The organism is Pseudomonas sp. D4002 (genome assembly GCF_013385665.1).
GTDB lineage: Bacteria > Pseudomonadota > Gammaproteobacteria > Pseudomonadales > Pseudomonadaceae > Aquipseudomonas.
In genome coordinates this window covers 172,359-195,545 of sequence record NZ_JACAPN010000020.1, presented here as the reverse complement: position 1 = coordinate 195,545, position 23,187 = coordinate 172,359, and the positions used below count along the sequence as shown (strand labels likewise).

Annotated in this window: 18 protein-coding genes; 9 read left to right on the top strand and 9 right to left on the bottom strand. The window is 61.2% G+C overall.

All coding sequences use genetic code 11. From position 1 onward, the window contains the following. Positions 1–819: hypothetical protein (locus HX824_RS15060; RefSeq protein ID WP_177054752.1), on the bottom strand; the 819-nt coding region annotated here is incomplete at its 3' end. Between HX824_RS15060 and HX824_RS15055 the strand changes: the two genes are divergently transcribed. The 5 genes from HX824_RS15055 (at position 769) to HX824_RS15035 (ending at position 8,618) form a co-directional block, all read left to right on the top strand. After that, positions 769–2,742 carry a BapA/Bap/LapF family large adhesin gene (locus HX824_RS15055; protein ID WP_256347009.1) on the top strand — a complete coding sequence of 658 codons (1,974 nt, stop codon included), beginning with the start codon at positions 769–771 and terminating at the stop codon, positions 2,740–2,742. The genes HX824_RS15060 and HX824_RS15055 overlap by 51 nt on opposite strands. A gap of 182 nt (positions 2,743–2,924) precedes the next feature. Continuing rightward, positions 2,925–4,322 (top strand): TolC family outer membrane protein, encoded by a 1,398-nt coding sequence (locus HX824_RS15050; protein ID WP_173883061.1) that lies wholly within the window; start codon positions 2,925–2,927, stop codon positions 4,320–4,322. Continuing rightward, complete coding sequence (locus HX824_RS15045; protein WP_177054751.1) at positions 4,319–6,502, top strand: type I secretion system permease/ATPase; 2,184 nt, start codon at positions 4,319–4,321, stop codon at positions 6,500–6,502. Before HX824_RS15050 ends, HX824_RS15045 begins: the two co-directional genes overlap by 4 nt. 26 nt (positions 6,503–6,528) lie before the next feature. Continuing rightward, on the top strand, positions 6,529–7,719 hold the full coding sequence (locus HX824_RS15040) for an HlyD family efflux transporter periplasmic adaptor subunit (RefSeq protein WP_087693464.1): 1,191 nt from the start codon (positions 6,529–6,531) through the stop codon (positions 7,717–7,719). Between the two features lie 35 nt (positions 7,720–7,754). Then, entirely contained in the window at positions 7,755–8,618 is an 864-nt protein-coding gene (locus HX824_RS15035) for a S9 family peptidase (RefSeq protein WP_177054762.1), read from the top strand. Here the strand turns inward: HX824_RS15035 and HX824_RS15030 are convergent. The 3 genes from HX824_RS15030 to HX824_RS15020 all read right to left on the bottom strand — a co-directional run bounded on the left by HX824_RS15030 (position 8,615) and on the right by HX824_RS15020 (position 13,008). Further along, entirely contained in the window at positions 8,615–11,668 is a 3,054-nt protein-coding gene (locus HX824_RS15030) for a UDP-N-acetylmuramoyl-tripeptide--D-alanyl-D-alanine ligase (RefSeq protein WP_177054750.1), read from the bottom strand. The two genes, HX824_RS15035 and HX824_RS15030, sit on opposite strands and share 4 nt — an antisense overlap. A gap of 237 nt (positions 11,669–11,905) precedes the next feature. After that, positions 11,906–12,106: a hypothetical protein gene (locus HX824_RS15025; RefSeq protein WP_003212332.1), complete on the bottom strand. Its 201-nt coding sequence runs from the start codon at positions 12,104–12,106 to the stop codon at positions 11,906–11,908. Between the two features lie 557 nt (positions 12,107–12,663). Then, positions 12,664–13,008: a cupin domain-containing protein gene (locus HX824_RS15020; RefSeq protein ID WP_003212331.1), complete on the bottom strand. Its 345-nt coding sequence runs from the start codon at positions 13,006–13,008 to the stop codon at positions 12,664–12,666. Positions 13,009–13,397: 389 nt separating this feature from the next. Here HX824_RS15020 and kynB point away from each other — a divergent pair, with 389 nt between their 5' ends. Both kynB and kynA read left to right on the top strand, forming a co-directional pair. Further along, a complete protein-coding gene (gene kynB, locus HX824_RS15015) occupies positions 13,398–14,048 on the top strand; it encodes an arylformamidase (RefSeq protein WP_177021611.1) in 651 nt (216 codons plus the stop codon). Further along, entirely contained in the window at positions 14,045–14,902 is an 858-nt protein-coding gene (kynA, locus tag HX824_RS15010) for a tryptophan 2,3-dioxygenase (protein ID WP_008436669.1), read from the top strand. Before kynB ends, kynA begins: the two co-directional genes overlap by 4 nt. Before the next feature lie 177 nt (positions 14,903–15,079). Here kynA and HX824_RS15005 read toward each other — a convergent pair whose 3' ends face one another. From HX824_RS15005 to antA, 4 genes are all read right to left on the bottom strand, one after another. Continuing rightward, positions 15,080–16,480: an amino acid permease gene (locus HX824_RS15005; protein WP_003212324.1), complete on the bottom strand. Its 1,401-nt coding sequence runs from the start codon at positions 16,478–16,480 to the stop codon at positions 15,080–15,082. A 71-nt stretch (positions 16,481–16,551) separates the two neighbouring features. Next, entirely contained in the window at positions 16,552–17,559 is a 1,008-nt protein-coding gene (gene antC, locus HX824_RS15000) for an anthranilate 1,2-dioxygenase electron transfer component AntC (protein ID WP_177054749.1), read from the bottom strand. A 170-nt stretch (positions 17,560–17,729) separates the two neighbouring features. Further along, positions 17,730–18,221 (bottom strand): anthranilate 1,2-dioxygenase small subunit, encoded by a 492-nt coding sequence (gene antB, locus HX824_RS14995; RefSeq protein ID WP_003212320.1) that lies wholly within the window; start codon positions 18,219–18,221, stop codon positions 17,730–17,732. Continuing rightward, complete coding sequence (antA, locus tag HX824_RS14990; RefSeq protein WP_177054748.1) at positions 18,221–19,612, bottom strand: anthranilate 1,2-dioxygenase large subunit; 1,392 nt, start codon at positions 19,610–19,612, stop codon at positions 18,221–18,223. The genes antB and antA overlap by 1 nt, the downstream gene beginning before the upstream one ends. 313 nt (positions 19,613–19,925) lie before the next feature. Here antA and HX824_RS14985 point away from each other — a divergent pair, with 313 nt between their 5' ends. Continuing rightward, the gene (locus HX824_RS14985) at positions 19,926–20,924 is read left to right on the top strand and encodes a helix-turn-helix domain-containing protein (RefSeq protein WP_177054747.1); all 999 of its coding nucleotides are present in this window, start codon (positions 19,926–19,928) and stop codon (positions 20,922–20,924) included. Between the two features lie 139 nt (positions 20,925–21,063). On the opposite strand, the gene HX824_RS14980 is transcribed toward HX824_RS14985, so the two are convergent. Continuing rightward, the gene (locus tag HX824_RS14980; RefSeq protein WP_003212314.1) at positions 21,064–21,939 is read right to left on the bottom strand and encodes a LysR family transcriptional regulator; all 876 of its coding nucleotides are present in this window, start codon (positions 21,937–21,939) and stop codon (positions 21,064–21,066) included. Between the two features lie 114 nt (positions 21,940–22,053). On the opposite strand from HX824_RS14980, the gene HX824_RS14975 reads away from it, so the two are divergent. Next, positions 22,054–23,178, top strand: coding sequence for a muconate cycloisomerase family protein (locus HX824_RS14975; RefSeq protein ID WP_003212312.1), 1,125 nt, complete (start codon positions 22,054–22,056; stop codon positions 23,176–23,178). Positions 23,179–23,187: the final 9 nt, after the last annotated feature.

The window sequence follows — 23,187 nt, the reverse complement described above, 5'->3', positions numbered from 1 at the left end:
GATGCCGATGCCGATGCTGATGCTGATGCGGACGCTGATGCTGATGCCGACGCTGATGCTGACGCTGATGCTGATGCTGATGCTGATGCTGACGCTGACGCTGACGCTGACGCTGACGCTGATGCTGATGCTGATGCTGATGCCGATGCCGATGCCGATGCTGATGCGGACGCCGATGCTGATGCCGACGCCGACGCCGACGCCGATGCTGATGCTGATGCCGACGCTGACGCTGACGCTGACGCTGATGCGGATGCTGACGCGGATGCCGATGCCGATGCCGATGCGGACGCTGACGCTGATGCGGATGCGGATGCTGACGCGGATGCCGATGCCGATGCCGATGCGGACGCTGACGCTGATGCGGATGCGGATGCCGACGCGGATGCCGACGCTGACGCTGACGCTGATGCTGATGCTGATGCTGATGCTGATGCTGATGCTGATGCTGATGCCGATGCGGATGCTGACGCGGATGCCGATGCCGATGCCGACGCGGACGCGGACGCGGATGCCGATGCCGATGCGGACGCTGACGCTGACGCTGATGCCGACGCCGACGCCGACGCCGACGCTGATGCCGATGCTGATGCGGACGCCGATGCTGATGCCGATGCCGATGCCGATGCCGACGCGGATGCGGATGCGGATGCGGATGCGGATGCGGACGCCGACGCCGACGCCGACGCCGACCTCGAAGCCTTCGACGACCTCGCCACCGGCGAAGTAACCATCAAACCCGTAACATCCAACACCGGCCTGGCCGATATGCGCGTGTTCACCCTGTTGGGTGTCGGCGGCATCATTCTGGGCGATCACACCAAGCAGCAGGAGTTCTCGGTTGCCGAGGGTTCCAGCGGAACGCTGAACCTGCAGTTTGCCCAGGCCGACCTGGTCTCGCTGTTGGGCGGTGGCTTCACTGCCACGCTGGAAGTGAGCGACGGTGCCGGTGGATGGTTGCCGGTGCAACAAGGCAGCAACGGTTCGGGCTTGCTCGACCTGTTGGGGCTGTTCGGACAAAGCTCCAGCGCCAAAATCGAAGGCCTGGAAGCCGGGCAGTATCGCTTTACCCTCAAGCTCGATCCCAACCTGGTCAGCGTTGGTGCAGGGGCCACGGCCAAGTTGAGCGTCACCAATGACAGCCTCACCGACTTCACCGGGGAAGCAGGGCCGGATGTCACCGGCAACGTCATCACCGACCCGGGCATTGGCGGTAAACCGGATGAACCGGGAACCGGCGGGCCAGTGAAGGTGCAGGTCGAGGTCAACGGCGAATTCGTCGATGCCGACGCCACCACCGGCACGGTGCTGCAGGGCCAATATGGTCAGCTGACCATCTTCGCCAACGGCGAGTACAAGTACACCCCGAACGGCGATGTCGCCAGCATCGGCAAGGTGGATGCCTTCGAGTATCACCTGGTCAATGGTGCCGGTGCTTCGGCCTCGGCAACCTTGTATGTGCGTATCGACAGCCCGAGTGTCAACGTGGACTGGAGCGCTACCGATCCATCTGCGCCCGGCGTGATCAACACGGTTGCCAATGATGACCTGGGTTCGGCGCAGATCGACATCGTCAACCTGGTCACCCAGGCCGACCTGGCGACCCTGAGCTACAACCTGGCACTGCTCGGCAGCAGTACGGGTACGGGTGCAGCGATCAACGTTGCCACGGGCACGACCGCAGAGCTTGCGATCAACGTCACCGTCACCGGCATTGCGTTGTTGCCAGGCACGACCGTCAATCTGCAGAAGTTCATCGGTAACGAATGGGTCACGCAGCAGACCACTACCCAGGCGAACCACACGTTCCAAGGGTTGGATGCCGGGACCTATCGCGTGACCGGGACGACCGGTGCCGTGCTGTCGCTGAGTGCGCTGCACATTGCGCAGAAGCTCACTACCACCGCCCTCACGGAGTTCGTGACCGGTGCAATGAGCAATGCGACTGGCAACCTGCTGTCCGACAGCTTGTCCGGGCCGGATGTCCTCGGTTCGCCGCTGACGGTACTCAGTGTGCTGGTCAACGGGGTCTATGTGATTCCTGGGCAAACAGGGACGAAAATCAACGGTGACCACGGCACATTGACCGTGTTTGCCGATGGTAAGTACGTCTACACCCCGCATGCCGGGCTGACGCTGGACGAGATTGGCCAGGTGGATAAATTCACCTACAAGCTCACCACGCCAACCGGCCAGGAAGACACCGCCGACCTCTACGTGCGCATCGACTCGCCGGATCGCGACCTGGTCTGGGACGACGCCAACCCGGGTGCGCCAGCCACTGAAGGTGCCGGCATTGCCGCTGCCCACAGTGCGGTGGACCAGGCGGCGGATGACGGCGCCAACGTTGACGGCGATCACCACGATGCCGTGGTGGCCGACGACACCGACTTCACCCATGTCGATGCTGGCGCGGGTGCAGACGGGTTGTTGTGGGAAGGCGGCGATGCAGCCATCAACCTCACCGACCTGATTGGCACAGTCAGCGGGGTGCACAGCATCGACCTGAACGATGTCAGCGCCGTCGACCTGACCCTGAGCCTCGAAGACCTGGTGTCCATCACCGGGCCTGAGTCGGATCGCTTGATGATCCAGGGCGACGATCAGGACAGCGTGCACCTGACAGGTGACTGGAGCGCCGGTGCGACCCAGGTAGAGAACGGTCTTGAGTACGTGATCTACACCAGTCCGGAAGATGAAACCCATCAGCTCTGGATACAGAGCGGCATCAGCGTGGTGTAACGCCACCCCTGCCGGCCGGGCCGCAAGGCCCGGTTTTCCCTACCAACGGTAATGCAGCGATGGGCCGTGACGTCAGTCACGGTCCGTTGTTGTACTCATCAGGTTTGACAACAGTCAGGTGACTAGCAGTGAGGCAAAAGAGTTTGGCCAAGCAGCTGTCTGCCGTAATTCTGGCAGTCGCAATGATCGCGCCCGAGCGTGCGCCGGTCATGGCAGCGTCGTATATCGACGATGAAGAACGCGTCAACATCATCAGCCCGAGCAACCTGGGCACACATTTACCCGGCGGGCCAACGGGCGTCAGCGCACCGGTGGCACCCGAGCACGTCATACCGAGCAACCTTGACCTGACACGCGCCATTCAACTGGCGGTGGAATGGCACCCGGCAATTTCCGAGGCGATCGGCCAGCTGTACCAACAAAACGAGAACGTGAACATCGCCCGTTCCGGTTATTACCCGCAAGTCAGCGGCGGCTTCAACTCCGGCTACGACAGCGGCCTGAGGGGCAACGGCCAGAGCCGTGCGTTTTCGTTGTCGGCGTCGCAGATGCTCTACGACTTCGGCAAGGTCTCAAGTTCTGTCGACAGTGCGCTGGCGCGGGTCAGTGCCAGCCAGGCGTCGGTGTTGCTGTCGATCGATCAGGTGGCGCGCGATACCTCGTTCGCCGTGATCGAACTGCAGCGCTCGCAGTTGCTGGTGCAACTGGCTCGCGAGCAAATCGACGGCATTTCTGCGATTGCAGAGCTGGCCAAAAAGCGCAGCGACATGGGCGCCAGCACCCGTTCGGACCTGATCCAGGCCCGCTCGCGGGTCGAGGCCTCGGTGGCGACGCAATTGCAATTCACCGCGCAATTCAATCGCTGGCGCAGCACGTTGAGCAGTCTGCTTGGGTCGCAGGCGCCAGTGAGCGTGGCGAATGGTTTTCCGGCAAGCCTGGAGCAATCCTGCGTGGGCGTGGTACCCGATGCGGCAGTCACGCCGACCCTGCTGATCGCCCAGGCGCAGCGTGTCGATGCGCTGGCGCTGATTGCACAAGCCCGTGCCGAGGCGTTGCCGACCGTGTCGCTGGACCCGTCCATCACGCACTACCTGGACAACAACGACGACAGCAACGTCCCCGGCGGCCGCGACCGTACCCGTTATGGCGTATTTCTCAACGTGAAAATGCCGCTGTACCAGGGCGGCGCAATCACCGCTCGCAAATCCGCCGCGCAACAGGCCCTGCGTTCCGCCGATGCCGCCAACGACGCCGCGCGCCTTGCGGTTCGCCAGGGGTTGCTGGAGGCGCGGGATCAAATCTCAAGCCTCAGCCAGCGGCTATCCACCCTGGATTTTCGTGAGCGCAGCATCTCCGAAACCCGCGACCTGTATCGCCAGCAGTACCTCGAACTGGGCACACGGCCGTTGCTTGACCTGCTGAATGCCGAGCAGGAAATTCACCAGGCACGCATGGACCGGGAAAACACCGCCGCTGACCTGCGCCGCCTGAAAATCGATTGCCTCTACAACACGGGCGCACTGCGCACGGCGTTCCACCTGGACAACAGCACCCTGCAAGGTGTGGAGATTCGGCCATGAATGATGCTGTGATGCTTGCGGACGAAACCAACGCAGTACAAACACCGCTGAACCCGGCGCCCGCAGTGGATTATGAAGTGTGGCTGGAGGCCGTCCTGAGCGTGGCCCGGCATTACCGCCTGGAATGCTCGGCCCAAAGCGTGCGCATCGCTGCACAATGGACCGAAGGCGCTTCGGTGGAAGAGGTGGTACGGCAGATGGCCCGCCAGGCGGGGTTGAACTGCGTGATTGCCGACTTCAGCGAAACCACGCTGATGCAGCGCCAATTACCGGTGGTGCTGCAATTTGCCGACGGCCAGGTGGGTGTGCTCGAAACCCTCGGCGACGGCGACAACCTGGGCATCGCCTACAGCGGCGACGGCGGCCTGCAAAGCCGGCTCACCCGCCAGGACCTGTTGGAGCAAGCGCGCAAGAGCGTGATTCTGCGACCCATGGCGGCAGTGCGTGACCGGCGTGTCGACGACTACATCAAGCCTTACGAGAAGGCGTGGTTCAAAAACATCGTGCTGCGCGACCTGCGGCCCTATGGCTATGTGATGCTCGCGTCGCTGGTCACCAGCGTGCTGGGGTTGGCCGGGGTACTGTTTTCGATGCAGGTGTACGACCGGGTGATCCCGGCCGAATCCATGCCCACCCTGTATGTGCTGTTTGGCGGGGTGATGCTGGCGCTGGTGTTTGATTTCATCATGCGCATCACCCGTGTGCGCATCACCGACATGCTCGGCAAACGCGCGGATCTGCGCGTTTCCGACCTGGTGTTCGGGCATGCCATTCGCTTGCGTAACAGCGCCCGGCCGAAGTCCACCGGCTCGTTCATTTCGCAGCTCAAGGAACTGGAACAACTGCGTGAGCTGATCACCTCCAGCACCGCCACGGCGCTGGCCGATCTGCCGTTCTTCCTGCTGTTTCTGGTGATCTACTGGTTGATCGCCGGCCCGCTGGTGGCGGTGCCAATGGTGGCTGTGCTGTTCCTGATAGTGCCCGGGCTGTTGGCGCAGAAAAAACTCGCGGCACTGGCGAATGAGTCGATGCGTGAAAGCTCGTTGCGCAGCGCCATGCTGGTGGAGACCATACAAGGCCTGGACGACATCAAGGCGTTGCAGGCCGAACAGCGCTTCCAGCAACAATGGAATCACTACAACGCCACCTGCGGCGACGCCAGCCTGCGCCTGCGCATGCTCACCAACAAACTGGTGGCCTGGAGCAACAATGTGCAGGGCTCGGTGTTTGCCGTGGTGGTGGTGTTCGGTGCGCCCATGGTCATGGCCAGCGACATGACCACCGGTAGCCTTGTCGCGGCGTCGATCCTGGCGTCGCGGATGATGGCGCCGATGTCCCAGATCACCCAGGTGCTGACGCGCTGGCAGCAGGCCAAGGTTGCGCTGCAAGGCCTGAACCGAATCATGGAATTGCCGGTGGACCATCCCGAGGGCAGCAAGCGCGTGCACCTGCCGGTGATCAAAGGCCAATACGCGCTGAGCCAGGCCACATTCCAGTACTCCGACGATGCCCCCGTGCCGGCGCTGCGTGTGGCCGACCTGAAGATCCAGCCGGGCGAGCGCATCGCGATTCTGGGGCGTAACGGCGCGGGTAAATCCACGCTGTTGCAGGCATTGGCCGGGATGCTCGACCTCAAGGCCGGCACCATCAGCCTGGATAGCGTTGCCCTCAGCCACATCGACCCCGCCGACGTGCGCCGAGACGTGGGGCTGATGACACAAAACTCGCGGCTGTTTCACGGCACGCTGCGCGACAACCTGATCATGGGGGCGCCGCATGCCAGCGATCAGGAAATCCTCCAGGCCCTGGCGCTGACCGGTGCGGGCGACTTCATCGGCAAGTTCGCCGACGGCCTGGACCACATGATCCTGGAAGGTGGCCTGGGCCTGTCGGGCGGGCAGCGTCAGTCGCTGCTGCTGTCGCGGCTGATGATTCGCCAACCGCATATCGTGTTGCTCGACGAGCCCACCGCGTCCCTGGATGAAGCGACCGAGCGCCAGTTGATCCACAACCTCGACCGCTGGGCGGCCCATCGCACGCTGATTATCGCCACGCACCGCATGAGTGTATTGAGCCTGGTGAATCGGGTGATCGTGGTCGACAACGGCCAGATCATCGTCGATGACAGCAAAGCCAACGCGATTGCGCGCCTGTCCAAACCGAAGGGGAAAACCCAGTGAAAAGCCCTGCGCCGAAAACCATACCCCTGCTCGCCACCGAAGACGAAGGCGCCCGGCATACCCACGACGGCGTGGATGAACGCACCGTGGTGCGCGCCACGCGCGTGGTGGGCTGGGTGTTTGTCATGCTGATTGCATTTGGTGCCTGGGCCTACTTTTTTGAAGTGGACGAAGTCTCGACGGGCAGCGGCAAAGTCATCCCGACCTCGCGTGAGCAAATCATCCAGTCGCTGGAAGGCGGCATCGTCACGGAGTTGAATGTGGGGGAGGGCGATATCGTCAAAAATGGCCAGACGTTGGCCAGGCTTGACCCGACCAAGACCGAATCCAACTTTGATGAAAGTGCCGCCAAGTACCGGGCATCGCTGGCCAGCGTCGCGCGTTTGCAGGCCGAGGTAGACGGCAAACCGTTACTGTTCCCCCCGGAACTTGAGCGTTACCCCGCACTGGTGCGCGCCGAAACCGACCTGTTCAACACTCGGCGCAAGGGCCTCGAAGAATCATTGGCCGGCGTGCGTTCGTCGCTCGGGCTGGTGCGTAGCGAGCTGGAAATCACCGAAAACCTGGCCAAGGTCGGCGCCGCCAGCAACGTTGAGGTGTTGCGCCTCAAGCGCCAAAAGGCCGAGCTGGAGTTGAAACTGACCCAGGCCCGCTCCGAGTATATGGTGCGGGCCGGTGAGGACCTGGCGAAGGTCAATGCCGACGTCGAGACGCTGTCGTCAGTCATGCGCGGGCGCTCCGACTCGGTGACCCGCCTGACCCTGCGCTCGCCGGTGCGCGGTATCGTCAAGGGGATCGAGGTCACCACCATCGGCGGGGTTATCCCGCCCAACGGGCGCTTGATGCAGATTGTGCCCCTGGATGAGCAGTTGTTGATCGAGGCGCGTATCTCCCCGCGAGACATCGCCTTTATCCATCCCGACCAGGTGGCCAAGGTCAAGATCACCGCCTACGACTACGCCATTTATGGCGGCATGGACGGCAAGGTCGTGACCATTTCTCCGGACACTATCCAGGACGAGGTCAAGCCAGAAGTTTTTTACTACCGAGTGTTCATCCGCACCGACGCTGACACCTTGAAAAACAAGGCCGGCAAGTCGTTTTCGATTGTGCCTGGGATGATTGCCTCGGTGGATATCAAGACCGGCCAGAAAACCGTGCTCGACTATTTGATCAAGCCCATGAACCGTGCGCGGGAGGCCTTGCGCGAGCGTTAGGCGAGGTGGCTGTGGCCAGGTTTGCGTTGTGGTGGATGCTGTTGTGGGCCGGCGTACCGGGCGCGTGGGCCCTGAGTGAGGGTTCGACACCGTTGCTTTGGAACACCCCGGCCGACCAGTCGACCTGCAACCAGGTCGACTCTTCACTCTGGGTCGAGTTGGCCGGGGGCGATGAGTGCATTCGCTATTTTTCCGGGGCGGTGCTGAGCCGTGCGCCCGTGGTAATCGTGATGTTTCATGGCGACCGCAACGTGGAAATGCACCGCTCGCCCGAGTCGATCCGTGGCAATACCCTGGCCGCCAAGGCCAGGCAGGCCAAGGCCCTGAGCCGGCGTGCGGGCGTACCGGTGGTGATTGTGGCGCGACCTGGCACCTACGGTTCCAGCGGCAACCATGGGCAGCGGCGCCAGGCGCGGGAATTCATTGTGCTGGACGCTGCGCTCAACGAGCTGCGCACGCGTTACGGCATCGGGCAGTTTGTGTTGCTGGGGCACAGCGGCGGCGCCACGGTGGCCGCGGCGTTGTTGACCTTGGGGCGTACCGATGTGAAGTGTGCAGTGATGACTTCCGGCGCGTTTGCCCTGGTGCAGCGCGCGCAGATGTTGCGTCAAAGCAAAGGCCTGCCTTCGCGTCCGGGACGCGACACCAATGGTTTATTGCACCCCTACGATCCCCTGGAGCACATGGCCGGCATTGCCGTTGCGCCTGCGCGGCAGTTGTTCGTGATTGGCAGCGTGGACGACCAGGTAACCCCATTTGTGTTGCAGGAGCGTTTTTACCAGGCGTTGATTCGCGCCGGGCATCAGGCGCAGTTGGTCAAGGCGCAGGGTGTGCCTGCGATGTTTCACCAACTGCGCAATGACATTGGCCTGAAGACAGCAGCGGGCTGCGCGGGCTAACCCGCCGGCACCGCCTGTTCGGTCGTGTTCAGCCAATCACAGATCTGCGACAACCCGGTACCACCGGAGCTTTTCACCAGTACCCAATCCCCCGCCTGGAACCACTGGCCGGGGTGGCGCGCCAACGCCTGGCCTAATGCCGTGGCATCCTCGAACCACTGCACTGACAGCTCACTGCGCAGCACCCGGTACACCTCATGCATCAGCGGCCCGCACAGCACCAAATGCCGGGGCGCCGCCGCGCGCAGCGAGTCAGCCAGTTCCAGGTGGTAGCGCTGGGCGTCGGGGCCCAGCTCCAGCATGTCGCCCAACACTACTACCCGGTGCCGCGAGGCCACGGGCAGGTCGGCCATCGAGCGCAAGGCCGCAGCCATCGAGCCCGGGTTGGCGTTGTACGCATCGTTGATCAGCTGGAAATGCCCGTCGGTGCATTTGATCGAGCGGATATTGCCGCGACCTTCCACCGGTTGGAAGCCGGTCAGCACTTCCAGTGCCTGGTCGGCGTCAAGCCCGGCGGCGAACAGCGACGCCAGCACCCCCAGTGCGTTGAGCACCATGTGTCTGCCGCGAGCACTCAGGCTGAAATCCAGCCGTTGCGTGTCACGTTGCGCGGTGACGTAGACCCGGTCGGCCTCGCTGCACACGTCGAGCAGGCGCACATCGGCATCAGCGTGTTCGCCATAGCTGGTCACGTGCAAGCGCGCGACTTCGGCGGCCTGGGCGAACACCTCGTAGTGCGGCATATCGCGGCACAGCACCGCGTGCCCACCCGGTGCCATCGAGCGGAAGATCGCGCTTTTTTTACGCGCCAGGTTTTCCAGGGTGCCATGGTATTCCAGGTGCGCCGGAGCCAGCCCGGTCACGATAGCAATGTGTGGGCGCACCAGCTCCGAGTTAATCGGCATGCGGCCCACGGCCATTTCCAATACCCAGAATTTGGCCGGCCGGGGCATGCTCGCCAGGTTCCAGGCGATCCCATGGGGCAGGTTGGCGTTGGCCTCGGTGTGGCCCACTTCGCCCCAGTGTTTCAGGGCGTGGCCGAGCATGGCGACCACGGTGGTTTTACCGAAGCTGCCGGTGACGCCGAATACCTGGCCAGTGAATCGCTGCCTGGCGTATCGACCCATTTGCAGCATGGCCTCGCTGGTGTCGGCGACCTGTAACACCGGCAGGCCGCTGTCCAGGTAGGGCGTCGGGTCTACACACAAGAACGCCGAGGGGCGCCGCTCAGGACTGGCCTGGGCCCAGCGCAGCGCTGACTGCACTTCGTTCGGTCCCACCTTGCTGGGGTGCCGATTGAGCATGCGCTGGGGTTTGAAAAACTGCATGGACGGCGTCAAACCCGACGTGTACCAACCGGGTGGTGGCTGTTTGGCCCAGGTGCCGTGTGTCACCCGAGCCAGGGTGTTGGCGTCCCAGACCCAGCCGAGGGGTGCTGCGTCCTGGGCCAGGCTCACTTGCGGCGCGCCGTCGAGCAGGTAGCGGTGGTAGGCAATCAGCCCCGAGAGGTAATGCTCCACGTCGTCGATGCGCACCCTGAACGCGTGGTGACGGATAAAAAACGAACCGGCAATGCGCGCAGGATTGGCGAAATACATCGCCGTTTCCGGCCAGAAATACCCGTTGAACAGATAGCGCGCACGATGATGCAGGGCGCGGTAAAACGCGTGCAGGTCGATCTCGGTGAGCAGGTGGCGCAATTGCGCTTGCTGGGCGATGCGTTCGAGCATCTGCTGCGCAGCCATCATCAATTCCAGTAGCGTCGGAAAGGTGGTGATGCGCTGTTGCACGAACCCCAGATAACCGGCGACGTTATTCAGGCCGAAGCGGAAATACTTTTCGTCAGGTCGGTAGCGGGTCAGTTCGTTCACGCAATAGCTGAGCCAGTGATCGTGCTCGCGCCAGTGCTGTTTTTCGATGAAGTAGTCGAAGGCTTTTTCCACCACGGTTAACCAGCGCTCATCGCCGGTGAGGCCGTAGAGGCGGATCAACCCGAACGCGGCCTCGCCGTCGTAGTAGATGATCCGGAACGCCTCTTTGACGGTAAGGTCACGGCCATGCAAGACGTGCACGAAGGCGCCGGTGGTCGCGTCCTGCATCCAGGCCATGCCATTGGCCAGGGCTTCCAGCACGGGTAGGTAGTGGCGGGTGCCGGTGACTTCGCTGTATTTGACCAGCGCCAACAAACACACGGCATTGCCGCCCAGTTTGATCTCGTCACCGGTGTCCAGCAGATACGCCGCCACACTGCCGTCGGGCAGCGCGTAGGACTTGATCAGTTCCTGGGTAAGGTAGGCCAGCGAGCGGTCGATGGCGGATTTAAGCGCCTCGTCGCCGGTCAGTGCCCAGGCCTCGATCATCGAATAGGTGGTACTGGCGTGGCGCAGGGTGTTGTAGTTTTTTATCGCCCGGTCAAAGCACGGGAAGTAGCCGTAGACGAACTGGCCGCTGTCCTGCACCTGAGCGCTCAGGTAGCTTGCGGCGCTGATGATGCTCGCCTTTACCATGCCGGGCTCCAGCGCTGCGAGGGTGCGCCAGCCGGTTTCTGTCGGGCCAGGGTTCAGCGGGTGGGGCACGCCGTCTTCGGCACAAAAAACGCCCTTGGTGTCGAACAGGAACACGGGGGTCTCGGGTTCAAGTGTGGCGATCAGGTCGGCTGTATTGAGCCCGGTAAAACGGCGCCTGGCGTACACCGAAAAATTGCCGGCATTGAAGCTCGCGTGATTGATAGCGTTGCCGCCATACAGGATCGCGTTGGCGTTCAGTTCCTGTTCGGTGATCGCGATGTGCAGCGCCGCATCGAAGGCGATGCCGCGCCGGAAGTAATTACGCTTGTGGCGCTTGAAGCGCGCATTGAGTTCGGCCCAGGTGATGGCGGTGACGTTGATCGCGCATTCGACGCGTATCCATGAACGTTCGACGATGTTGCCTGACTGCGCACGGTCTCGTTCGTAGGCTCCCTGCAAGTGCTGCACACCGGTTTGCCAGGCGGCTTCGAAGTTATCTGCCGTGATATGAAAAACATGCGCGCGCTGGGTGCCGTCGCTCATGGAGAAAAACAAGGTACAGGGCTGCGCGGTGTCTGATGATACAGCAGGCCCATTCATTTCTTTGCTTAGATGAGCATAACAAGCAAGCCATTGCTGTTTCACAGGCATAGTTCATCACCAGTCTTTAACTTGGAGAGGGGGGGCGCAGTGTTCATGATTAAACTGCGCGCCAGCTGATAAATAAGCAGAAAGTTATGCCGCACAGTTTTATAAAGGCAAATTAACCAGGCTGATATATCAAGAGCAGAGCGATGAATCCTCTTTCTCCGGCTCCAGCACGGAGGGCGGGACTTGGCTCTCGTATTGCTGGAGATGGTCACGAATCAGCTTGCGAATAACCTGAGAAATAGTAAGGTCAACTTCCTCGGACAGCGACTCCAGACGCTGCTTGGTCGGGAAGTCGATGAGAATGGTCAGACGTGTTGTTTTTTCAGGCATTTTCTTGATCCTTTTACAAAAGCGCGGTCTCGACTGCCGCGTGCAGTAAGTGCTGGAAGACGTGTGGAGTCCTTAGAACAAACCAATGGGGTAATCAACTGATTCATTGGAGTCTAATTCAAATCGCTGCGCGTTTTCCATCAATGTGCAGTGAAGGTTGCGATTATGTGAAGTTCTGCACCTTCTCCGTACCTCTTATTATCATCGGGTTATAATGCTATGAGATTCGAGTATAGACCGGTTGCAAGAAAGCTATCTCAAAGTGTAGGGGGTGTCAAAAGTCAATCTTATCTATAACTAAAGTAGTGGTTGTACTGTTTGGTGAGTTTGATTATGTATTTTGCGCATTACGTCATGAGATTTTTTCAAGAACTTGGCGCTCACAATATTCTGTCACAAAATACTAATTGATTGTTTTCGAATATCAAGGGTTGTTGTCACGAATAACAGCGATTGTTATTGGAAGAGGGGCAGGGAGGTGCTGCTTTTATCAGAAGGGCGCGACGGTCGTCGTTGAGGTAAAAGGGGCCAGGGCGACCCCTTTCCAGGAGGTGGGATCAGGCAAACACAAAATACTTACGCACCGTCTCGACCACTTCCCACGTCCCCTTCATCCCCGGCTCCACCACAAAGATATCCCCGGCCCGCAAATGGATCGGCTCCAGGCCGTCCGGGGTGATCACGCAGTAGCCTTCCTGGAAGTGACAGTATTCCCACTTCACATACTCCACCCGCCATTTGCCCGGGGTGCAGATCCAGGTGCCCATGATCTTGCTGCCGTCCTCGCTGGTGTAGGCGTTGAGGTTGACGGTGTGCGGGTCGCCTTCGAGTTTTTCCCATTTGCAGGCGTCCAGCACCGGCAGTGGATGGGTGTCGCGCAGTACGGTGATTGGCTTGGACATGATGATTCCGAGGCAGTGGAAGGGAAGTCCGAACCCTATCGCCTTGGGCGGCCCGCCAGTGGTCTGGACTCGACATCGGGATGCCCAGAAGCGCAGTCATTTGCACAGCCGTGAGTCACCGCCAACCCCTGTGGGAGCCGGGCTTGCCCGCGATGGCGGAGTGTCAGGCGATGGAAGGGCACGCTGTGCCGACCTCATCGCGGGCAAGCCCGGCTCCCACAGGGGATATTTGTTGTTTGAAGGATTGAGTCAGTACGAAATATCTGTGCGCCAATCAGCCATTTCCTCGCAGTAAGTGCGAAAGATTTCCCGCTTTGCGCTGGAATTCGCAAGAATATTTACAGCCGGCCCTCGTATCATTCACCCCAGTAACGACCGAGAGCCTTGAAATGAATCCAATAAAAACGTGGTGGGACATCAGCCCGCCCTTGAGCACCGCGACCCCGACCTGGCCGGGTGATACGCCGTTTCAGGAAGAGCGGGTCTGGCAGTTCGGCCCCGAGTGCCCGGTGAATGTCGGACGCATCACCCTGTCGCCCCACACCGGCGCCCATGTGGACGCGCCGTTGCACTACAGCGCGGACGGCGCGCCGATTGGCGAAGTGTCTCTGGATGTGTACATGGGCCCGTGCCGGGTGCTGCATTGCCTGGGCAGCGGCGCGCTGGTGCAGCCGCATCAGTTGGAAGGCCGCCTGGAAAACCTGCCGGAGCGTGTACTGTTGCGCACTTATCAACAGGCGCCGCTGGATGCCTGGGATTCGAATTTCACCGCCGTCGCCCCGCAAACGGTCGAGTTGCTGTTCAGCCTCGGCGTGCGCCTGATCGGCATCGACACGCCGTCCCTGGACCCGCAGCAGTCCAAGACCATGGATTCCCACAACGCCGTCGCCTCTCATGGCATGGCGATTCTCGAAGGCATCGTCCTCGACGACGTGCCGGAGGGCGATTACGAGTTGATCGCGCTGCCGCTGCGTTTTGCCAACCTCGATGCCAGCCCGGTACGAGCCATTCTCCGCCCGCTCAAGGAGCCCACGCGATGAGCCAGTGTCCTTTCTCCCCTGACTACCAGCCGCCGGAAGAATGGCATAACGCCGAGCTGAATTTTTCCGAGTCCATGAGCTACGGCGACTACCTGGACCTGGGCAAAGTGCTCAGCGCCCAGCACCCGCTGTCGCCGGACCACAACGAGATGCTGTTCATCATCCAGCACCAGACCTCGGAGCTGTGGATGAAGTTGATGCTCCACGAACTCAAGGCCGCCCGCGAACACGTGCGCCTGGGTGAGCTGCCGCCGGCGTTCAAGATGCTGGCGCGGGTGTCGCGGATCTTTGACCAGTTGGTGCACGCCTGGGCGGTACTGGCGACCATGACGCCGTCGGAGTACAAGTCGATCCGCCCGTACCTGGGGCAGTCGTCGGGTTTCCAGTCGTTCCAGTACCGGGAAATCGAATTCATCCTCGGCAACAAAAGCGCGGCGCTGTTGCGGCCTCACGCCCACCGGCCGGAGTTGTTGAAGGAGCTGCAGGTGGCGATTGCCACGCCGTCGCTGTATGACGAAGCGATCAACCTGATGACCAAGGCCGGGCTGGCGATCGACCCCAAGCGCGCCGAACGCGACCCGACGGCGCCAACGGTTCACGATGATTCCGTGGAGGCGGCGTGGCGCGAGGTTTATCGCGATCCGAGCCGGTATTGGGACCTGTACCAGTTGGCCGAAAAGTTTATCGACCTGGAAGATTCCTTCCGCCAGTGGCGCTTCCGCCATGTCACCACCGTGGAGCGGATCATCGGCTTCCAGCCTGGTACGGGCGGCACCGAAGGCGTGGGCTACCTGCGCAAGATGCTCGACACCGTATTGTTCCCCGAGCTGTGGCGAGTGCGTTCTACGCTGTAATCAAGGCCCAACAAAAAGCCCCGGTACTCATCAGTACCGGGGCTTTTCATTTGCAATACGATCCAAATGTGGGAGCGGGCTTGCTCGCGAAAGCGGTGTGTCAGTCAATACATCAGGTGACTGACACGACGCCTTCGCGAGCAAGCCCGCTCCCACACAAGCCCGCTCCCACATGGGTTATTGCGCTGTTACTGCCTTCGCGTTATTCAACCGCAACCGGTACGCCACATAGATGATCCCGACCCAGACCGGAATCGCATACACCGACGCCCGCACACCCGGAATCGCCAGCATCACGCAGATGATCATCAGCATGAACGCCAGGCACAGGTAGTTGCTGAACGGGAACCAGAAGGTCTTGAACGACGGCACCACGCCTTGCTCGCCCATGGCCTTGCGGAACTTGATGTGGGTCAGGCTGATCAGCGCCCAGTTGATCATCAGCGAGGCAACCACCAGCGCAAACAACAGCTCCAGTGCGTCATGCGGCGCCACGTAGTTGATCACCACACATAGCAGCGTCACCAGGGCCGAGATGCCCAGGGCACGCAGCGGCACGCCTTGCTTGTTCAACTTCATCAGCGCTTTCGGCGCATCGCCTTGCTCGGCCAGGCCGAACAGCATGCGGCTGTTGCAGTACACGCCGCTGTTGTACACCGACAGTGCCGCGGTCAGGACCACGAAGTTGAGGATGTGGGCGGCGGTGTCGTTACCGATCAAGGAAAAGATCTGCACGAACGGACTGCCGCTGTAGGCATCGCCCGACGCGCCGAGGGTTTGCAGCAGTTGATCCCATGGGTACAACGACAGCAGCACGGTAAGGGCGCCGACGTAGAAAATCAGGATCCGGTACACCACCTGGTTGATCGCCTTCGGGATCACCTTGCGGGGTTCGCTGGCTTCGGCGGCGGTAATACCCACCAGCTCCAGGCCGCCGAACGAGAACATGATGAACGCCATGGACATCAACAGCCCCATGCCGCCATTCGGGAAGAACCCGCCGTGGCTCCACAGGTTGCTCACCGAGGCCTGCGGGCCGCCGGTGCCGCTGAACAGCAGGTAGCAGCCGAGCACGATCATGCCGACAATCGCCACCACCTTGATGATCGCGAACCAGAACTCGGTCTCACCGAAGAACTTCACGTTGAGGGTGTTGATCAGGTTGACCAGCACAAAGAACACCACCGCACTGACCCAGGTCGGAATTTCCGGCCACCAGAACTGGATGTACTTGCCCACCGCTGTCAGCTCGGCCATGCCCACCAGCACGTAGAGTACCCAGTAGTTCCAGCCGGCGAGGAAGCCTGCGTAACCGCCCCAGTACTTGTGGGCGAAGTGGCTGAAGGAGCCGGCCACCGGTTCCTCGACGATCATTTCGCCCAGCTGGCGCATGATCAGGAACGCGATGAACCCGGCTACCGCATAGCCCAGGATCATCGACGGCCCCGCCGACTTGAGCACGCCCGCCGAGCCGAGGAACAGCCCGGTCCCGATCGCCCCTCCCAAGGCAATCAGCTGAATATGCCGGTTCTTCAGGCCACGCTTGAGGCCCACCGGGTTAACCATGTCATCCGCCATTAACATTCCCTTCTACTTGTTTTTTTCAGGGTTGATCGCACACCGAACCAGCCCCTCATACCGCTGAGGGGTCAGATATTACTCTCGGTAAACTTTTCGTAATACAGCTGAACGCCATCAAGTGCCTGATCCAGCAGCCATTGTTTGATGGATTCGACCATCGGAGGGGGGCCGCAGACGTACATATCTGCCGATTGATCCCGCAATTCGGCCAGGTCGAAATGCTCGGTGAGGTAGCCGCGTTTGCCGGCCCAGTCCGAAGGTGGGTCGCTGAGTACCTCGGTGTAGCGAAACCTTGGGATCGTATCGGCGTAGGCTTTTATGCGTGTTGCCTCGCATAAATCGGCCGCACCCCGCACGCCGTAATACAGGTGCACCGGCTGTTGGCAGGTGCTGGCGGCCAGGTCGTCAAGCATGCCCAGCAGCGCCGATAAACCAGTGCCACCGGCCACCAACACCAGCGGTCGGGTGACATGCCGAAGGTAGAAGGCACCCAATGGCGCTTCCAGCAGCAACTCATCACCGACCTGGCAGCGTTCGCGAATGTAGTTGCTCATCACGCCATCGGGCAGCAGGCGGATCAGGAACTGCAACTGATTGCCCGGGCGGTTGGCGAAAGAGTAGGAGCGCCAACTGTCGGTGCCGGGAATCGACAGGCGGGCATATTGGCCCGGCAAAAAGTCCAATGGGCGTTCAAGCTGCAGGTGCAGGATCGCGGTGCTGGCCGAGACCTGTTGCACTTGGCTCACCGTACTGCGGATTTGTACTGGCCCCGGCGCGTTGCACAGGCTGGAATCAAAATCGAAGTAGAACGCCGCATCGGATTGGACCCGGGTCTGGCAGCTGAGCATTTTGCGTTGTTGCAGGTCAAGGCTGGAGAGGGCTTCCTCGTCCACGTAGTCCTGGCTGTAGTCGCCGGACTCGCAGCGGCCCTGGCAAGTGCCGCATACGCCTTCGCGGCAGTCGAGCGGGATCTTGATGCCGTTGCGCAAGGCTGCATCCAACAGGATCTCATTGGCGCCCACCGGGAAAAACAGGGTCTTGCCGTCGGCAAAACTGAAGGCCACTTTGTGATTCATTCGCAGAACTCCGCGAGTTTGATTTTCTATGCCTGCGATTTACCTGTGGCGAGGGAGCTTGCTCCCGCTGGGCTGCGCAGCAGCCCCAAAAAGCCGGGAGCGCTACGCACTGGAGCGCCAACCCGGTCCAGCGGGAGCAAGCTCCCTCGCCACAGGTGTAATGCATCAGGTCACAGGTGATAGAAATCCAGCACCGAGTTGATGGTGTCGTTGAGCAGCAGCGCATGCTTGCGGGTGATCAACCAACTGTCGCCATCGGGCTTGAGGCTGTAAGTGGCGCTGCCGTAGAACTGCTCCGACGTCGCCAGCCGATAGAACAACGTATGCCAGTTCAACTTCACCTCCAGCAGCCCGTCCGGTTGCTCGGCAATCCGCACGTTGTTGATCAAATGCAGCGTCCTTGGCATCGGCGTGGCCGACGCGGCCTTGCCCGTGCGCAGGCGAAACACCCGATCCTCCAGCCCCGAGCGGTTGGCGTAGTAGATCAACGACATTTCGCGCTTCGGGTCGCGGGTGTAGACATGTTCCGAATCCCACTGCGGCAGGTGGAATTCACTCTGCGGGTCGAACAACTGCACGTAGGCGTCCCAGTCCTGGGCATCGCACAGCTCGGATTTACGGTAAAAAAACTGCTCGATCCGGTACTGCAATTGCGCATTCATCATTCCACCTCCCGCAGTTTCAGGGCTTGCTGGTCGAGTCCGTCCAGCAGGAATTTCTGCCAGTTGCGGTGCTGGTTGACGTACAGCCCTTCGTGGGTGAATTCGGTGCCGGTCATCGCCGGCTGGATGCCGATGGATTCGCTGTTGGGCGTAGGCCCGGTTTCCCAGCGATGGCTGCCGCGGGAGATATCGCTCCAGCGCTCCAGGCGGCCCTGGAAGCCGCGCTGGGCTTCGCGGAACTCCACCAGGTCATCCGGCGTGCCCATGCCCGAGACGTTGAAGAAATCCTCGAACTGGCGAATACGGTTTTCACGGTCGGCGTCAGGCTCGTTCTTCACCCCCAGGCACTGGCTGATGATTTCGGTCTTGTTCCACGCGATGGGCCGGATGATCCGCAGCTGCGAGCTGATCTGGTCGAGGAAGAACAGGCTTGGGTAGATGTTCAGGTTGCGCAGGCGGTGCATCATCCATTCGGCTTTTTGCTGGCCGTGTTCTTCGATCAGGCGCGGCATGATGGTGGCGTAGCCCGAACGCACGGTGGGGTTGGGCATGTCGCTGAACAACAGGCTGTGGCCATTGTTGAAGGCGAACCAGCCGTCATCGGTGTTCGCGTCGCCGGCGCCGAGTTTGCTGTAGTCCAGTGTCGTGCCCGAGCCGGTGCCGTTTTCCGTATTGACCTGCTGGCGATGCTGCACCGTGGCCACGTAGTTGTAGTGCACGGTGCTGACGTGATAACCGTCCAGGCCGTTCTCGTTTTGCAGTTTCCAGTTACCGTCGTAGGTGTAGGCCGACTTGCCCGGCAGCACTTCCAGCTCACCGGTGGCCGATTGGGCGACCATCATGTCGAAGAACACTTTGGCGTCGCCGAGGAAGTCTTCCAGGCTGTTGGTGCCGTTCACGTCGAGGCTGATGAAGACGAAGCCCTTGTAGCTCTCGATCCGTGCTTTTTTCAGGCCGCGAGTGGCCTTGTCGAAGCCTTCCGGGTATTCCCCCGGCGCCTTGACCTTCACCAGCCGGCCATCGCTCTTGTAGCACCAGGCGTGGAACGGGCAGGTAAACGTGGACTGGTTGCCCTTGCCGACTCGGGTCAGGGTGGTGCCGCGATGCTGGCAGGCGTTGATCAGCGCGTTGAGCTGGCCTTCGCCGTCGCGGGTGATGATCATCGGCTGGCGCCCGGCGCGCATCGTCACGAAGTCGTGCTTGTTGGCCAGTTCGCTCTCGTGACAGGCATAGATCCAGTTTTTTTCGAAGATCAGCTCCATTTCCAGCTCGAACAACTCCGGCTCGGTGAACATGTCCCGGGCGATGCGGAACACCTCATCCACCGGACGAAAGTCCAGGCAGCCTTCGATAAAGCTTTTCCACTGCTCTACGCTTCTTGCACCACTCATGGGAGGCACCTTTTTTGATAATGGCTAAACGGGTAAGCCATTAAGAGGCTGCGGCGGGGCACCGGGCTATCCGGTTAATGGGGGAAGGTGGGCCACTTAGTTGGGCACGAAATACCCACGGCGGTGCAGGGCGGTGGCGGAATGCGCTACTGTCTTGCAAGGCGATTGTCGGAAAAGTCTGCTTGTTATCCACTTAGTCGACGGTTGCTATCCACCCAGTGGCGATCCCGCTGGCGTGGCGCAAAACTTGCTGTCGATCTACCAGGACGCGCCGTCAGAGCGCGCCGGCCACAATTGCCGTGGGTGCCCCGTGATGAGTAGCAATACACGCGATATACGTATCGAGCGCTTCGACCTTGAAGGCGCCTGCAGCTGGATGTCCGGCATTTGCGGGCCGCACCGCCTGCAAACCGCGACGCCGGAGCGCATCCGCTTTCACCACAGCGCCAATGTGTTCAAGTCCCGCGCCACGACGCTGGGGATTATCGAATACGGCACCGATGTCACCATCGACATTGAAGACGCCGAGCACTTCAGCAGCTACAGCCTGACCTTGCCACTGGTGGGCGAGCAGGAACTGAGCAAGAACGGCGTACGGCTCAGCTCCAACCGTGACCAGGGCGTGATCATTTCGCCCAACGAACATCAGGTGCTGGAGATCTCGGGCGACTGCCGCAAGTTGCAGGTGGTGATCACCCGTGCGGCGATGAGCGAATCCCTGGAAGGCCTGCTGCAGCGGCCGATTGAAGCGCCGCTGCGCTTCGAGTCGGCGATGGACGCGGTGGACGGCGCTTCCGCGTCGTGGTGGCGCATGGCGCGGTATTTCATCGCCGAGCTGGAGCGCAGCAGCGAGCTGTATGACCAGGTGGCGTTTACCCGGGACCTGGAAAGCTCGCTGATCAAGGGCCTGATCCTGGCCCAGCCGAACAACTATTCCGAAGAACTGCGGGACGTGCTGGGGGTGAAGCTGCCGCACTACTTGATTCGTGCCCGACAGTACATCCACGACAACGCCCGGGAAACGGTGCACCTGGAGGATCTGGAGGCGGCGGCGGGCGTGTCGCGCTTCAAGCTGTTCGATGCCTTCCGCAAATACTTCGCCCTGTCGCCCATGGCCTATCTGAAGAAATACCGCCTGGGTGCCGTGCGCCAGCAAATCCTCGAACATGGCTCCACGCGCACCATCTCCGAAATCGCCCTGGGCTGGGGCTTTACTCATCTGGGGCGATTCTCGGCCGAATACCGCAAGCTGTTCGACGAATCCCCCAGTCAGACCCTGCAACGCAACGACGCCCGGCGTATGCGTGGATGAACACCTTACGCAAAAACAACGGAGATCAACTGTGGGAGCGGGCTTGCTCGCGAATGCGGTGCATCAGCCAACTCATTCGGTGACTGACACTGCGCATTCGCGAGCAAGCCCGCTCCCACATTGGATGTGTGGTGTTCTTTTAAATCAACTCTTCCACCAGTTGCAGGCAATGACTGAGCCCCGGCGACTGGTCATTGATCCGCCGGCTGAGAATGATCGGCGACGTGGCGGTGGCTTCCACCACCGGCGTATAGCCAATGTCTGCGCGGTGCAGCACCTGCACCGAGGCGGGTACCAGGGTCACGCCCATGCCTGCGCCGACCAGACCAATGGCGGTCTGCAATTCGTTGGTCCACTGCGAAACCTTCAGGCTCAAGCCATGGGCATCGAACAGCGCGATCACATGGTCGGCGTAGCTCGGGCGCGGGTTGCCGGGATACAGCACGAAGGGTTCAGCGGCCAATTGCGCCAGGGTGGCCGGGGCGCCCAGCAGGGGATGTCCGGCGGGCAACACCGCCACCAACCGGTCCTCCACCAACACCCGCTGCACAATGGCCGGGTCGTCGATGCGAATCCGCCCGAAGCCTACGTCAATCCGCCCGGCCTTGAGGGCTTCGACCTGTTGCAGCGTGGTCATCTCCGACAGGCCCAACTCCAGCTCCAGGCCATCGTGGCTGCGCAGCCGGCGAATCAACTCCGGCAGCACGCCGTACAGCGTCGACGGCGCAAAACCGATGCCCAGCCAGGTTTTCTGCCCAAGGCCGATGCGCCGGGTGTTGTCACACACCTTGCCCAGTTGCTCCAGCAGCACATTGGCGTGCTCATAGAAAAACCGCCCGGCTTCGGTCAGGCGCAACGGGCGCCCACGCTCCAGCAGGACCACACCCAGTTCGTCCTCCAGTTGCTGGATCTGCCGGCTCAGCGGCGGCTGGGCAATGTGCAGGCGTTCGGCGGCGCGGGTGAAGTTGAGGGTTTCCCCCAGCACCTGGAAGTAACGCAGATGGCGCAGTTCCATAAGGACTCCATTCATACCTTAAGGGTATTGTTCGAGACTCATTCTATATTGGAAGCCAGCAGAGATCCGGAACAGAATCAGGCCAAATCTATAAAGAACCCAACGGGTATTGCCATGCCGATTTGCGCCATCGAGTCGATCGAGACCATCATCGTCGATCTCCCTACCATCCGCCCGCACAAACTGGCGATGCACACGATGCAGAACCAGACCCTGGTGATCATCCGCGTGCGCTGCGCCGACGGTATCGAAGGCATTGGTGAATCCACCACCATCGGCGGCCTGAGCTACGGCAATGAAAGCCCCGACAGCATCAAGATCAACATCGACCGGCACTTCGCGCCGCTGCTGCTCGGCCAGGACGCGAGCAACATCAATGCCGCCATGTTGCGCCTGGAGCGCAGCATCCGGGGCAACACCTTTGCCAAGTCGGGTATCGAAAGCGCCTTGCTCGATGCCCTCGGCAAACGCCTGAACCTGCCGGTCAGCGAATTGCTCGGCGGCCGTGTGCGGGACGCCTTGCCGGTGGCCTGGACCCTGGCCAGCGGCAACACCGAAAAAGACATCGCCGAGGCCGAGAAGATGCTCGACCTGCGCCGGCACCGCATTTTCAAATTGAAGATCGGCGCCGGTGAAGTCAGCCAGGACCTGGCCCACGTCATCGCGATCAAAAAAGCCCTGGGCGACCGCGCCAGTGTGCGGGTCGACGTCAACCAGGCCTGGGACGAAGCCGTGGCCCTGCGCGCCTGCAAGGTGCTGGGGGACAACGGCATCGACCTGATCGAACAACCGATCTCGCGCAACAACCGCGGCGGCATGGTGCGGCTCAACCTGTCGAGCCCGGCGCCGATCATGGCCGACGAATCCATCGAATGCGTGGAAGATGCCTTCAACCTGGCCCGCGAAGGCGCGGCCTCGGTGTTCGCCCTGAAGATCGCCAAAAACGGCGGGCCGCGTGCGGTATTGCGCACCGCAGCGATTGCCGAGGCGGCGGGTATCGGCCTGTACGGCGGCACCATGCTTGAAGGCGGTATCGGCACCCTGGCCTCGGCCCATGCCTTTCTCACCTTGAACAAACTGGCGTGGGACACCGAGCTGTTCGGCCCGCTGCTGCTCACCGAAGACATCCTCGCCGAGCCGCTGGTGTACCGCGATTTCCACCTGCATGTCTCCACCGCTCCGGGCCTGGGCCTGGCCATCGATGAAGAGCGCCTGGCGTTCTTCCGTCGCGATAACTAACAAGAGGAC

Excerpts from the sequence above, each read along its gene's own strand:
- HX824_RS15055 (WP_256347009.1), top strand. The coding sequence starts at position 769 with ATGCGCGTGTTCACCCTGTTGGGTGTCGGCGGCATCATTCTGGGCGAT.
- HX824_RS15050 (WP_173883061.1), top strand. The coding sequence starts at position 2,925 with ATGATCGCGCCCGAGCGTGCGCCGGTCATGGCAGCGTCGTATATCGAC.
- HX824_RS15045 (WP_177054751.1), top strand. The coding sequence starts at position 4,319 with ATGAATGATGCTGTGATGCTTGCGGACGAAACCAACGCAGTACAAACA.
- HX824_RS15035 (WP_177054762.1), top strand. The coding sequence starts at position 7,755 with ATGCTGTTGTGGGCCGGCGTACCGGGCGCGTGGGCCCTGAGTGAGGGT.
- HX824_RS15030 (WP_177054750.1), bottom strand. The coding sequence starts at position 11,668 with ATGAGCGACGGCACCCAGCGCGCGCATGTTTTTCATATCACGGCAGAT.
- HX824_RS15025 (WP_003212332.1), bottom strand. The coding sequence starts at position 12,106 with ATGCCTGAAAAAACAACACGTCTGACCATTCTCATCGACTTCCCGACC.
- HX824_RS15020 (WP_003212331.1), bottom strand. The coding sequence starts at position 13,008 with ATGTCCAAGCCAATCACCGTACTGCGCGACACCCATCCACTGCCGGTG.
- kynB (WP_177021611.1), top strand. The coding sequence starts at position 13,398 with ATGAATCCAATAAAAACGTGGTGGGACATCAGCCCGCCCTTGAGCACC.
- kynA (WP_008436669.1), top strand. The coding sequence starts at position 14,045 with ATGAGCCAGTGTCCTTTCTCCCCTGACTACCAGCCGCCGGAAGAATGG.
- HX824_RS15005 (WP_003212324.1), bottom strand. The coding sequence starts at position 16,480 with ATGGCGGATGACATGGTTAACCCGGTGGGCCTCAAGCGTGGCCTGAAG.
- antC (WP_177054749.1), bottom strand. The coding sequence starts at position 17,559 with ATGAATCACAAAGTGGCCTTCAGTTTTGCCGACGGCAAGACCCTGTTT.
- antB (WP_003212320.1), bottom strand. The coding sequence starts at position 18,221 with ATGAATGCGCAATTGCAGTACCGGATCGAGCAGTTTTTTTACCGTAAA.
- antA (WP_177054748.1), bottom strand. The coding sequence starts at position 19,612 with ATGAGTGGTGCAAGAAGCGTAGAGCAGTGGAAAAGCTTTATCGAAGGC.
- HX824_RS14985 (WP_177054747.1), top strand. The coding sequence starts at position 19,926 with ATGAGTAGCAATACACGCGATATACGTATCGAGCGCTTCGACCTTGAA.
- HX824_RS14980 (WP_003212314.1), bottom strand. The coding sequence starts at position 21,939 with ATGGAACTGCGCCATCTGCGTTACTTCCAGGTGCTGGGGGAAACCCTC.
- HX824_RS14975 (WP_003212312.1), top strand. The coding sequence starts at position 22,054 with ATGCCGATTTGCGCCATCGAGTCGATCGAGACCATCATCGTCGATCTC.